At 72.3% G+C, this 15177-nt stretch carries 14 protein-coding genes; 7 read left to right on the forward strand and 7 right to left on the reverse strand.

What is annotated here, in order from left to right; all coding sequences use genetic code 11:
* The first annotated feature begins 118 nt into the window (after positions 1-118).
* Positions 119-763, forward strand: coding sequence for an HU family DNA-binding protein (locus ACIQAC_RS29015; RefSeq protein WP_402195881.1), 645 nt, complete (start codon positions 119-121; stop codon positions 761-763).
* 83 nt (positions 764-846) lie between these two features.
* On the opposite strand, the gene ACIQAC_RS29020 is transcribed toward ACIQAC_RS29015, so the two are convergent.
* Positions 847-1050 (reverse strand): hypothetical protein, encoded by a 204-nt coding sequence (locus ACIQAC_RS29020; RefSeq protein WP_402195883.1) that lies wholly within the window; start codon positions 1048-1050, stop codon positions 847-849.
* Positions 1051-1059: 9 nt separating this feature from the next.
* A complete protein-coding gene (gene cofC / locus ACIQAC_RS29025) occupies positions 1060-1698 on the reverse strand; it encodes a 2-phospho-L-lactate guanylyltransferase (protein WP_402195884.1) in 639 nt (212 codons plus the stop codon).
* Between the two features lie 190 nt (positions 1699-1888).
* Between cofC and ACIQAC_RS29030 the strand changes: the two genes are divergently transcribed.
* The 3 genes from ACIQAC_RS29030 (at position 1889) to ACIQAC_RS29040 (ending at position 4954) form a co-directional block, all read left to right on the forward strand.
* Positions 1889-2713 carry a lysophospholipid acyltransferase family protein gene (locus tag ACIQAC_RS29030; protein WP_402195886.1) on the forward strand — a complete coding sequence of 275 codons (825 nt, stop codon included), beginning with the start codon at positions 1889-1891 and terminating at the stop codon, positions 2711-2713.
* Entirely contained in the window at positions 2710-3720 is a 1011-nt protein-coding gene (locus tag ACIQAC_RS29035; protein WP_402195889.1) for an NAD(P)H-dependent glycerol-3-phosphate dehydrogenase, read from the forward strand. Before ACIQAC_RS29030 ends, ACIQAC_RS29035 begins: the two co-directional genes overlap by 4 nt.
* Positions 3721-3802: 82 nt before the next feature.
* A complete protein-coding gene (locus tag ACIQAC_RS29040; protein ID WP_402195895.1) occupies positions 3803-4954 on the forward strand; it encodes a D-alanine--D-alanine ligase family protein in 1152 nt (383 codons plus the stop codon).
* Between the two features lie 30 nt (positions 4955-4984).
* Here ACIQAC_RS29040 and ACIQAC_RS29045 read toward each other — a convergent pair whose 3' ends face one another.
* The gene (locus ACIQAC_RS29045; protein ID WP_402195898.1) at positions 4985-5485 is read right to left on the reverse strand and encodes a DUF3515 domain-containing protein; all 501 of its coding nucleotides are present in this window, start codon (positions 5483-5485) and stop codon (positions 4985-4987) included.
* Between the two features lie 20 nt (positions 5486-5505).
* A complete protein-coding gene (locus ACIQAC_RS29050; RefSeq protein WP_016432437.1) occupies positions 5506-5739 on the reverse strand; it encodes an Lrp/AsnC family transcriptional regulator in 234 nt (77 codons plus the stop codon).
* A 197-nt stretch (positions 5740-5936) separates the two neighbouring features.
* On the opposite strand from ACIQAC_RS29050, the gene ACIQAC_RS29055 reads away from it, so the two are divergent.
* Positions 5937-6902, forward strand: a complete 966-nt coding sequence (locus ACIQAC_RS29055; protein ID WP_402195901.1) for a thiamine-phosphate kinase — start codon at positions 5937-5939, stop codon at positions 6900-6902.
* Positions 6899-7708, forward strand: coding sequence for a bifunctional hydroxymethylpyrimidine kinase/phosphomethylpyrimidine kinase (thiD, locus tag ACIQAC_RS29060; RefSeq protein WP_402195904.1), 810 nt, complete (start codon positions 6899-6901; stop codon positions 7706-7708). The genes ACIQAC_RS29055 and thiD overlap by 4 nt, the downstream gene beginning before the upstream one ends.
* A gap of 156 nt (positions 7709-7864) precedes the next feature.
* Here thiD and rpmB read toward each other — a convergent pair whose 3' ends face one another.
* Positions 7865-8050 carry a 50S ribosomal protein L28 gene (rpmB, locus tag ACIQAC_RS29065; RefSeq protein WP_105970634.1) on the reverse strand — a complete coding sequence of 62 codons (186 nt, stop codon included), beginning with the start codon at positions 8048-8050 and terminating at the stop codon, positions 7865-7867.
* Positions 8051-8317: 267 nt separating this feature from the next.
* Between rpmB and ACIQAC_RS29070 the strand changes: the two genes are divergently transcribed.
* A complete protein-coding gene (locus ACIQAC_RS29070) occupies positions 8318-10057 on the forward strand; it encodes a DAK2 domain-containing protein (protein WP_402196224.1) in 1740 nt (579 codons plus the stop codon).
* A gap of 164 nt (positions 10058-10221) precedes the next feature.
* On the opposite strand, the gene ACIQAC_RS29075 is transcribed toward ACIQAC_RS29070, so the two are convergent.
* Positions 10222-13164, reverse strand: a complete 2943-nt coding sequence (locus ACIQAC_RS29075; protein WP_402195907.1) for a tetratricopeptide repeat protein — start codon at positions 13162-13164, stop codon at positions 10222-10224.
* Entirely contained in the window at positions 13164-15032 is a 1869-nt protein-coding gene (locus tag ACIQAC_RS29080; RefSeq protein WP_402195910.1) for an HSP90 family protein, read from the reverse strand. Before ACIQAC_RS29080 ends, ACIQAC_RS29075 begins: the two co-directional genes overlap by 1 nt.
* Positions 15033-15177: the final 145 nt, after the last annotated feature.

Below are 15177 nucleotides of genomic sequence, written 5' to 3' on the forward strand. Positions count from 1 at the left end.
AGCCGTTGCGGCACAAGGGTGATTCGCCCGTTTCGTGTTTGATTTGCGGTATATATCTGCCTAACGTGCGAAAAAGCTTGAACACTTTCGTTCTGGCAATGTCTCCGAAGGGGAAGACGTGAACAAGGCGCAGCTCGTAGAAGCGATTGCCGACAAGATGGGCGGCCGTCAGCAGGCCGCCGAGGCTGTCGACGCGGTCCTGGACGCCATCGTCCGTGCGGTCGTCAGTGGCGACCGGGTCTCGGTCACCGGGTTCGGTTCGTTCGAGAAGGTCGAGCGTCCCGCCCGCTACGCCCGCAACCCCCAGACGGGCGAGCGGGTTCGGGTCAAGAAGACCTCCGTGCCGCGCTTCCGCGCGGGCCAGGGCTTCAAGGACCTGGTGAGCGGCTCGAAGAAGCTCCCGAAGGGCGACATCGCGGTCAAGAAGGCGCCCAAGGGCAGCCTGACCGGTGGTGCCTCGGCGACGGTCAAGAAGGCCGCCGCGAAGAAGGCGACCGCCAAGAAGACCACGGCCGCCGCCAAGAAGACCGTGGCGAAGAAGACCGCCACGAAGAAGACCACGGCGGCGAAGAAGACCACCGCGAAGAAGGCGACCGCCAAGAAGACCACGGCGACCGCCAAGAAGACGGCGGCGAAGAAGACCACCGCCAAGAAGGCGACGGCCAAGAAGGCCCCGGCGAAGAAGGCGACGGCCAAGAAGGCCCCCGCCAAGAAGTCGACGGCCCGCAAGACCACCGCCAAGAAGGCCACCGCCCGCAGGTAGGCGGAGCGCAAGCCACTCACGCGCCGGGCCGGACTCCTTCGGGAGCCCGGCCCGCGGCGTTCTCCACGGCTGTCCGGGCGGTCTCAGAACGTCTGAAGCGTCACCAGCGTGATCCGGCGGGAGTCGCCGTCGCCCTCGGTCTCGATCCGCACCCGCTGTCCGGGCCGCAGCAGCCGCAGCCCGCCCGCGTCGAAGGCCACGGCGTCGAAGGGCACCGGAGTGCCGTCGTCCAGGAGCACCTGTCCGCTGCGGGTGCCGGCGTCGTACGTGTATGCGGTGGCCTGCATGGCGGCAGCCTACTGCCCGGCGATCAGCAGGCGCGCGGTCGCCGCCGCCGTCCGGGGCCCCACACCCAGCAGCAGCGCCGCGCGCAGATCGTCGCCGGTGTCCACGTCCTGCCGTACGGAATCCACCGTGTCGAGTTCGAGTTCCCGCGCGCCCGAGGCGCGGTGCCGGGCGCGGGAATCCGTGCCGAATGCCGGGAGCAATTCCACACCGGGTCCCGCGGCGAGCAGAGTGGTGCCGATTGCGGCCGCGTCCGGCAGGAAAGCGCGCGGGAATTGCGCGGCCGCGTCCAGGACCCGGGCCAATTCCGCCGGGCGCAACGCCGGGAGATCGGCGTTGACGGCGGCCACCCGGCTTTGCGGGCGAGCGGTCCGTACCATTGCCGCGCCGTACTCCAGAGCGGCGTTCAGGCCCTGCCCCGGCTCGTCGGGGAGGATTCGCGCGCCGAGTGCGGACAGCTCGCGGCCGGCCAGCTCGTCGTCCGTGACTACGGCCACATCCCGTACCGCCGGGCTGGCCAGGGCCGCTGCCACCGTGTCCTGGGCGAAGGCGAGCGCGAGCCCGGGGCGCAGCCCGTGCGCCGCCGTGCCGGCGAGCCTGCTCTTGGCCCGCGCCAAGGGCTTCAGGGGTACCACCAAGGTCCACTGCACCAGTGATCCGTCCCTCTCTTGTCGCGGCCATTGTCACCCGGACCGGTTGTCGCCTCTCGCATCGGGAGTGGTGTGAAGCTCCTTGCCGGGGGCGGTGTCCGGTGACGGGCGGGCGTACGGTGTTCTCGACAGACAGGCGGCCCGGGGCGACACTTGTGCGGCCCCCCAGGCCCTAGAGGAAGGTGTTCGCGTGCCCCGCCGCAGAAAGGGCTTCTGGTACCGCCTCGCCGCGGTGATCTGCAAACCGCCGCTGGTCGTTCTGCTCAAGCGGGACTGGCGAGGAATGGAGCACATTCCGGCCGAGGGCGGATTTATCACCGTGGTGAACCACAATTCCCACGTCGATCCCGTCGCGTACGGACACTTCCAGTACAACAGCGGGCGCGTTCCACGATTCCTCGCGAAGAGCGGGCTTTTCGGGAAGGGGTTCGTCGGCGCCGCGATGCGGGGCACCGGACAGATCCCGGTCTACCGGGAGAGCACCGACGCACTCAGCGCCTTCCGCGCCGCGATCAACGCCGTGGACCGCGGCGAATGCGTGGTCTTCTACCCCGAGGGCACCATCACCCGGGACCCCGACGGCTGGCCCATGACGGGCAAGACCGGCGCCGCGCGCGTGGCGCTGAAGACCAAGTGCCCGGTCATCCCGGTCGCCCAGTGGGGCGCCAACGAACTGCTGCCGCCGTACGCGAAGAAGCCCGATCTGCTGCCGCGCAAGACCCACCACGTGCTGGCCGGACCGCCGGTTGACCTCTCGCGCTTCTACGGCCGGGACATGTCCGCGGACGTCCTCAAGGAGGCGACGGAGGTCATCATGGCCGCCATCACCCACCAGCTGGAGCAGATCCGCGGCGAACAGGCCCCCACCGAGCCCTACGACCCGCGTCGCGAGCGCATCGAGCAGCGCCGGCGCACCCAGGAAGAGACCCGGATCCAGGAACAGACCCGGATCGAGGAACGGACGCGGACCCGGGAACAGTCACGGGGCACGCAGGCAGAGGGGCAGGGCACGTGAGCAAGGCGGTCAAGGCGGCGGTCTTCAGCGCCGGTTCGTGGGGTACGGCGTTCGGCATGGTGCTCGCCGACGCGGGCTGCGAGGTCACGCTGTGGGCGCGCCGCGCGGAGGTCGCCGAGGCCATCAACTCCACGCGGACCAACCCCGACTACTTCCCCGGCGTCGAACTCCCGCAGAACCTGCGCGCGACGACCGATCCCGCCGAGGCCGCCGCGGACGCCGACTTCACCGTCCTGTCCGTCCCCTCGCAGACCCTGCGCCAGAACCTCGCCGCCTGGACGCCGCTGCTCGCGCCCGGCACGGTCCTCGTCTCGCTCATGAAGGGTGTCGAACTCGGCACCACCATGCGGATGAGCGAGGTCGTCGAGGACGTCGCGAAGGTCGGCGCGGACCGGGTCGCCGTCGTCACCGGGCCCAACCTGGCCCGGGAGATCGCCGCCCGGATGCCGGCCGCCGCCGTGGTCGCGTGCGCCGACGAGACGGTCGCCCAGCGCCTCCAGGCCGCCTGCCACACCCCGTACTTCCGCCCTTACACCAACACCGACGTCGTCGGCTGTGAACTCGGCGGCGCGGTGAAGAACGTGATCGGGCTCGCCGTCGGCATCGCGGACGGCATGGGCCTCGGGGACAACGCCAAGGGCTCGCTCATCACCCGAGGCCTCGCGGAGACGACCCGGCTGGGTCTCGCCATGGGCGCCGACCCGCTGACGTTCTCCGGACTCGCGGGCCTGGGCGACCTGGTGGCGACCTGCTCCTCGCCGCTGTCGCGCAACCACACCTTCGGCACCAACCTCGGCAAGGGCATGACCCTCCAGGAGACCATCGCGGTCACCCGGCAGACCGCCGAGGGCGTCAAGTCCTGTGAGTCGGTGCTGGATCTGGCCCGCAGGCACGGCGTCGACATGCCGATCACCGAGACGGTCGTCGCCATCGTGCACGAGGGCAAGCCTCCGGTGGTCGCCGTCAAGGAGCTGATGTCGCGCAGCGCGAAGCCCGAACGACGCTGAGCGACGGCCTCCGGGGGCACCGCGCGACGCCTGCGCAGGGGAGCTAGGTCGGCGCTGTACCACCCGGTACGCTCAACGCGATATGAGCACCGAGAACCTCCCCCAGAGCCAGTCGTTCCGCAAGCCGCGGGTGGCCGTCGTGTTCGGCGGTCGCAGCTCCGAACACGGGATCTCCGTGGTCACCGCCGGCGCCGTACTGCGGGCCATCGACCGGACCAAGTACGAGGTCCTGCCGATCGGCATCACCCAGGACGGCCGCTGGGCGCTCACCGCGGACGCCCCCGAGCGCATGGGGATCACCGACCGCCGCACACCGAGCGTCGAGGACCTCGCGGAGTCCCGGGAGGGCGCCGTGGTCCTCCCGGTCGACCCTGCGAACCGCGAAGTCGTCTACAGCGAGCCGGGTTCGGTGCCCAAGGCGCTCGGCGAGGTCGACGTCGTCTTCCCCGTCCTGCACGGCCCGTACGGCGAGGACGGCACTCTCCAGGGCCTGCTGGAGCTGTCCGGTGTGCCCTATGTCGGCTCCGGCGTGCTCGCCTCGGCCGTCGGCCAGGACAAGGAGTACATGAAGCGGGTGTTCACCTCCTTCGGGCTCAAGGTGGGCCCGTACGTGGTGATCCGGCCCCGTGAGTGGGAGCGGGACGTGTCCGCCGCCCGCAAGAAGATCGTCGAATTCGCCGGCGAGCACGGCTGGCCGCTCTTCGTGAAGCCCGCCCGCGCGGGTTCGTCGATCGGCATCACCAAGGTCGAGGACCTGTCCGGGCTCGACGAGGCGATCGCCGAGGCCCAGCGGCACGACCCGAAGATCCTGGTGGAGGCCGCGCTGCGGGGCCGCGAGATCGAGTGCGGGGTGCTGGAGTTCGAGGACGGCCCGCGGGCCTCCGTACCCGCCGAGATCCCGCCGCCGGACGCCCACGCGTACTACGACTTCGAGGCGAAGTACATCGACTCGACGCCGGGGATCGTGCCGGCCCCGCTCTCCGGCGAGGAGACCGCCGAGGTGCGCCGGCTCGCGGTGGACGCCTTCGAGGCGGCCTCCTGCGAGGGGCTGGTCCGCGCGGACTTCTTCCTCACGGAGGACGGCGAGTTCGTGATCAACGAGATCAACACGATGCCCGGCTTCACACCCATCTCGATGTACCCGCAGATGTGGCAGGCGACCGGCGTCGGCTATCCCGCGCTGGTGGACCGGTTGATCCGGGCGGCGCTCGACCGGCCGACCGGCCTCAGGTAGTACGGCCGCTCCGCACATGCCCCGCGGTGATCAGTCGGCGATCCCCTTCGGAACCGCCGACTTGATCGCCGGGGCGAGATCCACCAGCGCCGACGTGCTGTCCCGCTCCGCGGGAACCACCACCTCGACATAGGCGACACGACTGGCCGTCGTGAACCGGAACGCCCCGTCGTCCGCCTTCTCCTGAAGCCAGTCGACCCCGTCGACCCCGCCGGCCACGGCGTTCTCGTCCCGGCCTTCGGCGACCTTGGGATCGATCATCTTCGGGGGCCGGGGGACACCGCACCGCAGTATGATCGCCGGGCTCCCCCAGCCCGCCGTCAGTGCGGACGCGGGCTCGGGGTCCGTACGGCCCTGCCCGTCGAGCTTCTTCGGCAGGGCACCGTCCAGGTTTCGGCACAGCTTGACCACCGCCGCGTCCGGTGACGGAACCGCGGCGGTGGCATCGTCGTCTGCTGATGAGCAGCCCGCGACCGAGATCGCGAGAACGAGCGCGGGCAGACAGATGTGCCGGTGACGGAAGAACTTCACCGGCAAAGCGTAGACGGGGGCTACAGATGGACGACCGGGCAGGTCAGGGTACGGGTGATGCCGTCCACTTGCTGGACCCTGGCGACCACCATGCGGCCCAGGTCGTCGACGGTGTCGGCCTGTGCGCGCACGATGACGTCATACGGTCCTGTCACGTCCTCGGCCTGGATGACTCCAGGGATCTTGCTGATCGTTTCGGCGACGGTCGACGCCTTGCCGACCTCCGTCTGGATCAGGATGTACGCCTGTACCACGGAACCTCCAGGGCGGCCACGAGGATCATGTGGGGAAAAGGAACGCCACGGTATCGCGTCGCCGCTCTTCGCGGGGAGACCTGCGGTGACCGGCGCTCGCGCGCCGGGGTGCCGTCACGACGGACGTTGACGGCCGGCACGGTCGTCGTACCGGACACAACGCATACTCGGTCAGGGACAGAAGGGGCGTAAGGGCAATGAAGGGCACTGTTGGTGAGCTCGGCGAGTTCGGGCTCATCAGGGAGCTCACCTCCCGGCTCACCACCACCCCGGCGGTCCGCGTCGGCCCCGGCGACGACGCCGCGGTGGTCGCCGCGCCCGACCGGCGGGTCGTGGCCAGCACCGACATCCTGCTGGAGGGGCGGCACTTCCGCCGCGACTGGTCCACGGCCTACGACGTCGGACGCAAGGCGGCCGCGCAGAACCTCGCGGACATCGCCGCCATGGGCGCCGTACCGACCGCCCTGCTGCTCGGCCTCGTCGTCCCCGCCGAACTCCCCGTCACCTGGCCGACCGAGATGATGGACGGCCTGCGCGACGAGTGCCAGGTCGCGGGCGCCGCGGTGGTGGGCGGCGATGTCGTACGGGGTGACACGATCATGGTGTCGATCACCGCGCTCGGCGATCTGCGCAACCAGGAGCCCGTCACCCGGGGCGGCGCGCAACCCGGTGACCTGGTCGCCGTGACCGGCTGGCTGGGCTGGTCCGCCGCCGGGTTCGCGGTGCTCTCGCGGGGCTTCCGCTCACCGCGCGCCTTCGTCGAGGCCCACCGCCGCCCCGAACCGCCGTACCACGCGGGTCCGGCCGCCGCGGGGCTCGGCGCCACCGCGATGTGCGACGTCAGCGACGGACTGATCGCCGACCTCGGGCACATCGCCGAGGCCAGCAAGGTACGGATCGACGTCCGCTCCGGCGCGATCGACATCCCCTCGCAGATGAACGACATCGGACAGGCCGTCGGTGTGGACCCGCTCCAGTGGGTGCTGACCGGGGGAGAGGACCACGCGATCGTGGCGACCTTCCCGCCGGACGTGAAACTGCCCGCCCGCTGGAAGGTCATCGGCGAGGTCCTCAACCCGTCGGCGCTGCCCCAGGTGACCGTCGACGGGGCACCCTGGACGAAGAAGAGCGGCTGGGACCACTTCGGGGACATCGAGTCATGAGCGCACCTGCCCGGGTACTGACGGTGGCCGGCTCCGACTCCGGCGGCGGCGCCGGCATCCAGGCCGACCTCAAGACCATGCTCGCGCTCGGCGTGCACGGCATGAGCGTGATCACCGCGGTGACCGCGCAGAACTCCCTTGGTGTGCAGGGCGCCTGGGAGCTGCCGGCCGAGGCGGTGCGGGCGCAGTACCGCAGTGTCGTCGACGACATCGGCGTACAGGCGGTCAAGACCGGGATGCTGGCCTCCGCCGAACTCGTCGAGACCGTCGCGGAGTTGGTCGGCGGGACGAACGCGCCGGTGGTCGTCGACCCGGTCGGTGTCTCCAAGCACGGCGACTCGCTGCTCGCGGAGTCCGCGCTGGAGTCCGTACGCACCAGGCTGCTGCCGCTGGCCACCGTCGTCACACCGAACCTCGACGAGGTCGCCCAACTCACCGGTGTGCACGTGGAGACGGAGACCGACATGCGGTCGGCCGCCGACGTACTGCTGATGTACGGGCCGCACTGGGTGCTGGTCAAGGGCGGGCATCTGGCGGGCGACGCCGTGGACCTGCTGACCGACGGCTCCGCCGAGCACTGGCTGCGCGCTCCCCGCTACGACAACCGGCACACCCACGGCACCGGCTGCACCCTCGCCTCCGCGATCGCCTCGCAGCTGGCGAAGGGGGACTCCGTTCCGGAGGCGGTGACGGCGGCGAAGGCGTACGTCACCGGGGCGATCAGGGCCGGGTTTGCGCTGGGGGGCGGGATCGGGCCCGTGGACCACGGCTGGGATCTTCGGCGGGGTTCCGCCGCCAAGCGCTGAGCACAGCTCCTGAGCACAGCCCTTGAGCACAGCCCTTGAGCACAGCCCTTGAGCACAGCCCTTGAGCACAGCCCTTGAGCACAGCAGAAAGCCGGCCCACCGAAGTGGGCCGGCTCAGTGCAGCGAACCAGCAGTGGCCGCGCGCTTAGCTGTGTCTCAGCGCGAGACCTTGCCGGCCTTGATGCACGAGGTGCAAGCGTTCACGCGCTTCGGCGTCCCACCGACCACGGTACGTACGCGCTGGATGTTCGGGTTCCAGCGACGGGGTGTACGGCGGTGCGAGTGCGAGATGGCGTTGCCGAAGCCCGGCCCCTTGCCGCAGACGTCGCAGTTGGCAGCCACGGGTCACTCCAAAGACTTCAGATGCTCTTACGGTTGATCCCGGCATGCCGGGATCAAAATCTTGAGGCGCTGAGAGCGATCCGAGATCTGAGTGGCGGTGCCAGGGGAATGGCCCGATCGAGATCGGGCAACCGGAGCAGCATACAACGGCTGCGTCGGTACAACGAAATTACCATGGCTGCTCAGGGGCCCGCCCCGCCCACTTCCGGCGGACACCGGTCCCAGGGCTACGCTGCGTCCCACGTCCAGCAGCTCAAGGAGGCGCAGGTGGCGCAGGTGCCGCAGACATTCTTCGATGCTCTCGCGGTGCGCACCTGGTGCGGTCTCGCGCTGGAGGCGCTGGGCCGCGCGCGCGAGGAGATCGACGCCATCAACGTCTATCCGGTCGCGGACGGGGACACCGGCACGAACCTCTATCTGACCGTCGAGTCCGCCGTGGGCGCGGTCGAGGCGGTGTTCGCCGGGCACGCGGTCGACGCCCGCGACACGGAGGGCCCGCTGCTGGCCGACGCCGCGCGGGCGATGGCCCACGGCGCGCTGATCGGAGCGCGCGGCAACTCGGGGACGATCCTGGCGCAGCTGCTGCGCGGTATGTCCCAGGTGCTGGCCGACGGTGACAACGCTCACACCGACGGGCCCGGCCTGCGGCTCGCGCTGCGCCGCGCGGCCGACGCCGCCCGGCAGGCCGTGGCGCATCCCGTCGAGGGCACGGTCCTGTCCGTCGCCTCGGCCGCGGCCGACGCGGCCGGAGACACCCAGGGCGACTGCGGGACGGTCGCGCGGGCGGCCTACGAGGCGGCCTGTACGGCGCTGGCGGCGACGCCCGAGCAGTTGGCGGTCCTGGGACGGGCGGGGGTCGTGGACGCCGGCGGACGGGGCCTGGTGGCGGTGCTGGGGGCGCTGGTGGAGACGTTCACCGGGGAGGCGCCCGGGGTCGTGGGCGCGGTGGGGGGCAGGCCCGGCTCCGGCTCGGGTTCTGTCTCCTTCTCCTCGGAGGCCGGCCCCTTCTCCTCCGAGGCCGAGGAGATACCGCGGGACGGTGCCGCGGACTGCCCGGAACCGGGGGAGACCGCGGCGGAGGACGGTCCGGCGTACGAGGTGATCTATCTGCTGGAGGCCGGGGACGACGCCGTGGAGCGGCTGCGGGCCCGGCTCGACGGGCTCGGCGACTCGCTGGTCGTGGTCGGCGGCGACGGGCTGTGGAACGTCCATGTGCACGTGGACGACGCGGGGGCTGCCGTCGAGGCGGGGGTCGAGGCCGGCCGGCCGTACCGGATCCGGATCACCCACTTCGGGGTCGACGACGTGCACAGCGTGCGCGGGGAGCGGCCCCCTCGGGAGCGTGCGCAGCGGGCCGTGGTGGCCGTGGTGCCGGGGGAGGGGCTCGCGGGGCTGTACGCCGAGGCGGGCGCGACGACCGTGCTCGCGCGCCCCGGGGAGCCGCCCGCGAGCGGGGAACTGGTGGAGGCGGTGCGGCGCGCGCACGCGCGCGAGGTGGTGCTGCTGCCCAACGACGCCGAGCTGCGGCACACGGCGGCAGCGGCGGCCGAGCAGGCCCGCGCGGAGGGTGTGCGGGTGGCGTTGATCCCGACCCGGTCCCCGATCCAGGGGATCGCGGCGCTCGCGGTGCACGCGCCCGAGCGGCGGTTCGACGAGGATGTGGTGTCGATGACCTCGGCGGCGGGGGCGACCCGGCACGCCGAGGTCGTCGTCGCGGAACGGCAGTCATGGACGATGGCCGGCATCTGCCAGGCCGGGGACGTGCTCGGGCTGATCGACGGGGATGTCGCCGTGATCGGGTCCGACGTCACGGCGACGGCGGAGGCGGTGCTGGACCGGATGCTCTCCGCCGGGGGCGAGCTGGTCACCCTCGTGCTGGGCGACGAGGCCCCGCCTCCCATCGCCGACCACCTGGAACACCGCGTCCGTGAGGCCTACCTGGCCGTGGACACGGTGGTGTACCGGGGCGGTCGGCAGGGCGCCCTGCTGCTGATCGGCGTGGAGTAGGCCGGGGCTGGGCGGGACGGACCCGGGGGCAGACCGGAGGCTGCGCGGGACGGCCGGCAGGCGACCTCCGGTGACGGGCGGGGCCTTGGGTGTCGCCCGCCCGCCCGCCCGGCCGGCCGCCCGCCCGGCCGCCCGGGCGAGCGGGCCGGCGGGCGGTGGCCGTGCTACCCCCGGTCGTCCTCCTCCGCCTGTTCGGTCATGACGCGGAGCATCTGCTCGGCCTCCCGGCGGCGGGCGGCCACCGCCTCCTCGTCGGGGGTGGCCTCGTAGGCGGCGAGTACCGCTCGTGCGCGTGCCGTCGCCTTCTCGGGGTGGCCCAGGTCGGCCTCCAGCCAGCCGGCGGCCAGTTCCGCGCCCGTGCGCGCGTGCAGGGCCCGGTCACCCAGCGACTCGAAGACGCCGGCCGCGAGGGAGATCTGGGCCAGGGCCTCCTGGAACGCGGCCCGGATCCCGTCGTCCTCGGCGTCCTCGCCGGACGAGCGGGCGAGGAGGTCGCCGAACTGGCGGTGGGTGTGCCCGAGTTCGAGGAGCAGCTCCTCACGCGCCTCGGGATCCGGCACCGGGTCCAGCGCCGTCTCGCACTCCTGGACGGCCTGCGCCATCAGCGCCCGCGCGGCGTCCACGGTGTCCTCCGTGCCCAGTGCCAGCCACGCGCGTGCGCGCAGGGCACGGACCAGGCCGTGGACGTCACCGAGGGAGCGCCACAGGTCGCCCGCGCGCGTGTAGGCCTGGTCCGCCTCGGCGGGCAGCCCCGCCGCGCCGAGCGACTCGGCGGCGAGATGGGCGAGCGTGGCGTGGTCCTGCTGTTCCGGCCAGTGCCGGGCGATGTCCGCCGCGCGCAGCCGGCGTTCGGCCGCCGCCCGGTGCTCGCCGAGTTCGCCGAGACAGTCGCCGAGCCACCACTGGGTCTGGACGACCGCGCCCTCGCCGTGCGTCTCGGCGGTCAGGTCGGCGAGCGCCGACTCCAGCACCTCCGCCGCCTCGGCCCACCGCCGCTGCCGCAGCAGGAAGCCGCCGAGGAGCTGTCTCGCCCAGGCGCCCAACTCCGGCCCCTCGCCCGCCTCGTCGGCCCAGTGCGCCGCCTCCAGGGCATGCTCGCCGGCCTCGGCGAACCACCCGGCGCCGCCCAGCACCTCGGCCAGCTGGAGGTTGAGCCGGGCGCGTCCCGGTGGCTCCAGATACGGTCCGCCGTGCTCCAGGGCCGCCCGCAGCGCCCGGTCCGCCCCGGCCTGGTCGCCGAGCTGGTGCGAGAGCGAGGCCACCCGGGCGTCGTACTCCACCGCGAACCACGGCAGCCCGGCGGCCACGAACTCCGCCGAGGCCCGCTCGAACAGCTCCACCGACGTCTCCGCGTCCCCGGCGTGTCCCGCCAGCTCGCCGAGCATGGCGTGCGCCTCGGCCGCCCGCGCGGCGAGCCGTACATCGTCGCCGGCCCGCCCGTCCACCAGCGCCAGGACCTCCCGTACGGCCGTCTCGGCGTCGCCCAGGACGGCCCCGTCGGCGCTGTCGGCGTCACCCTCGTGGATCCGCCGCATCATGATCCGGGCCCGCGCCATCACGACCGACGCGGTCTGCCGTACGCCCGTGCCGTCCTCGGCGTAGAGCGCGAGCACCTCGTCGTACGGGCCCGTCACCGCGGCGAGGGCCTCGTCGACGTCACCGGCGAGCGCGCGCACGTAGGCCGCACGCGCGCGTACCGCCAGGGCCTCGCCCGGGTCGCCCGCCTCGGTGAAGCACGCGGCGGCCTCCTCGAAGAACTCCAGGCCCTCGGGGCCGAGTTCCATCGCGCGGTGGTCGGCGATCTCCGCGCGGTCGCGGGCGTCCAGCTCGACGCCCCGCGCGGCGCGCGCGACCGCGGCCCAGGCCTCGACGGCGTGCGGCTGGAGCGTGTCCGACTGGCGCCGGGCCTCGGCCAGCAGCGTGGACAGGTCCGGCTCCGCGGCCTCCGGCGCCGGGTCGCGCGGAGCGGGCACGGAGGGCGCGGGACCCGTCCGTACCGAACGCACGCCCAGGGGCAGCCGCTCCACGAGCGGACGTTGGTCCATCCGCGCGCGTGCCCGCTCGCTGACGTAGGCCGTGCCGTTGCGGGCGTCGAAGCGTGCGCCGAGGGCGAGGGCGTCCGAGCGGGCGTGCGCGGCCAGTTCCCGTGCCGTCCACTCGCGTCCCGCGGGACCGGGCACCTGCTGGTCGCCCAGACCGAGTTCCGTCAGCCGGTCCATGACAAGCGTCACGACGCTGAGGAAGTCCAGCCGGCTGCGCGGATGCCCGGTGTCCGTGAAGTACGCGGGACGCTCGGCGAGCAGCTCCAGCGCACGCGCCTCGTTCCCGGTCAGCGCGCAGAACTCCACATGGTCCGCGTAGGCGCCCCGCATGCTCTCCATGGGCCGTACGAGCCGGAAGCCCCGCAGATGGTTCGTCCGCGCCTCGTCGAGCCGGCCCAGCCGCAGCAGGGGCAGCAGCGACGCCGCGAGAGCCGTGTGCGGCTCGTGCGCACAGGTGTACTCGCCGTCCAGCACCGGCGCCCACCGCTCCAGTGCCTCGGCGTCCCGGCCGCTGTCCGCGTGCCACCAGGCCTGCCCGTGCAGCTCGCACGCGTGGCAGTCCGCCATGTCGTCCCGGTCCGCCGCGAGCCATGCCGCGAACGCCCGGTCCGCCCGCGCGCGGTCGCCCACATGCGCGGCCACACTGAACTCGGCGCTGCGCACCGCCCGTTCGGAGTGCCCGGCCAGCCGGTATCGGTGCTCCATCTCGCCGAGCCACTTCTCGACCGAGGCGAGCGGGATGTGCGGCTGGTCGAGCATGCCGGCCGACATCCACTTGAAGACCCAGTGCAGGGAGTGCGTCTCGTACGCGTCGAAGTCCTCGGGCCGCTCGTCCCACATCCGCAGCAGCCGCGCGAACGGGACGAACATCTTGTCCTTCTCGGAGCTGTAGTTGTAGACCTTCAGCTGGTGTCCGAGCGCCTCGATCACGGCGAGCGGGATGTCCAGCTTCTCGGCCTCGGCGAGCAGTTGCTCCGCGCGCGCGTTGCGGGCCGGTCCCTCCGGCCGTTCGGAGTTCTCCGCCATCTCGTGGCGCAGCGAGTCGAAGTCGGTGATCTCACTCATCAGTGACCGTTCCCGGTGGGGTCGGAGCCGGGGCCCGCGGCGGTGTCGCCGTGCGTCGCCCATTCCAGCAGGCCGATGAAGGCGCGGTTCAGCAGCACGGAGTCGGCGGGCCGCAGCGGTCGCTGGGCCATCAGCAGCGCCTGCCCGTACAGCGACTCCGTGGCGGTCCCGATCAGCTCCCGGTCCTGAAGCGAACTGATCCGCCGGATCAGCGGATTGAGGTGGTTCAGCACCAGCCGCGCGCGGGGCGCGCTGCCGCGCAGCGAGCCCAGAATGCCCGCCCAGAGGTCGTCGGCCTGCGACTCGGCCTCCGCGCGGGCCTGTTCGTGCCGCCCCTGGCGGTCGTCCAGGTGCAGCGCGGGCACGGACAGCGGATGGAACGCCCGCAGGACGACATCGCAGCCCAGCGAGTCGAGTGCCGCCCGCGCGGTGGCCAGGAAACCCGCCAGGGCCAGCTCCTCGGCCGGGTCGACGGCGTCCAGGTGGGCCGTCACCGTGTCGGCGTCCAGCTCGGCCACCGACGTGCCGGGCCGCACCGACGGCAGCGCCTCCACCAGCTCGGTGTCGTACGTGTAGCCGCCGTTGACGACCCCGATGCCCTGCGCGGAGGCGATCGGCGCGACCTGCCGGAACTCCTCGACGGTCCGCGTGAAGTGCACCACCGGGTGCCGCTGGGCGAACTCCTCCAGCGACAGCCGGCCGTCCGTTGTCTCGAACGGCAGCCACGGCAGCATCGTGCGCAGCATGTCCTTGTCGTGCCGCGCCAGCGACTTCACGCCCAGGTGGTGCACCGACAGGAAGGCCGCGAGCCGCTGCGGATCACCGGCGGCCAGGGACGTCAGCCAGGAGCGGATCCGCTCGCCCAGCGCCTCGCGCACGGCGGCCAGCGTCTCGTCCTCGTACAGCGCCTCGCGCGACGCCGTCGGCCGCAGACTGTCCGTGTCCAGCACACAGCGCACGAAGAACGCCCAGTCGGGCAGCAGTTGTTCGGCGCGCTCGGTCAGCAGCATGCCCTTGAGATGCACCCGGTGCCGGGCCCGGTGGGCCGGGCTGATCGCCGACGGCAGCACGTACGCCACCCCGCGGATCCCGGCGAGCGGCACACTCAGGTCGATCGAGTCCAGCGGGGTGAAGCCGAACAGGTCGTGGCAGTGGCGCGCGAGCGCCACCCGCCGGGTGGAGGGCGACGGATACGGCCGGTCCCAGGGCGCGGGCAGGTCGGTGACCTCCTCGGCGCCGACCCGTACGTCGTAGGGCAGCAGCGAGCCGAAGTCCCGCGCCAGTTCCAGGACCCGCTCCTCGGCCAGCCACTCGCCCGCGCCCGCGCGTGCCACCAGGTGCACGGTGGTGCCGGGTTCGGGCCGGGCCGCGTCCGGCAGGGTCCGTACGGTGTACGAGCCGTCGTCCGTCGCCGTCCACTCCACGGGCGGCGCGTCCGGCGTCCGGGCGCTGCGGCTCACCACGCGGATCTTCTCGGCGACCACGAAACACGCCAGCAACCCGATGCCGAACTGCCCGAGGAAGTCCGAACGGGCCGCCTGAAGGCCCTCGGCACGCTTGGAACTGCGCCCGATCGTGGCCAGCAGGGTGTGCACGTCCGACTCGGTGAGACCGACCCCGGAGTCCTCCACCCGCAGGGCGCCGTCCTCGACGTACAGCCGCACCCGCGCGGGCGCGTGCGGCTCTTCGGCGCGGCGCGCGGTGATGGCGTCCACCGCGTTCTGGAGCAGCTCGCGCAGATAGACCCTGGGGCTGGAGTAGAGGTGATGGGAGAGCAGGTCCACCAGACCACGCAGGTCGACCTGGAACGAATGAGGTGACGGCGAGGGCTGAGGTGCCTGGGATGACTGTGAGGTCTGGGAATCCATCGTCGCTGCGCCGGTGGAGGGAGTTCGCGACGGCGCGGGGTCGGGCGGCCCCGTGTGAGGCGGTGACCGCGGAAAGGATGGCCTGAGCGCGTCATCCTAGGGCCGGAACGAGCCGCCTGACCAGGAGTTTCCCGAGACGTATACG

This window comes from Streptomyces sp. NPDC088387, from assembly GCF_044753385.1.
Taxonomy (GTDB): domain Bacteria; phylum Actinomycetota; class Actinomycetes; order Streptomycetales; family Streptomycetaceae; genus Streptomyces.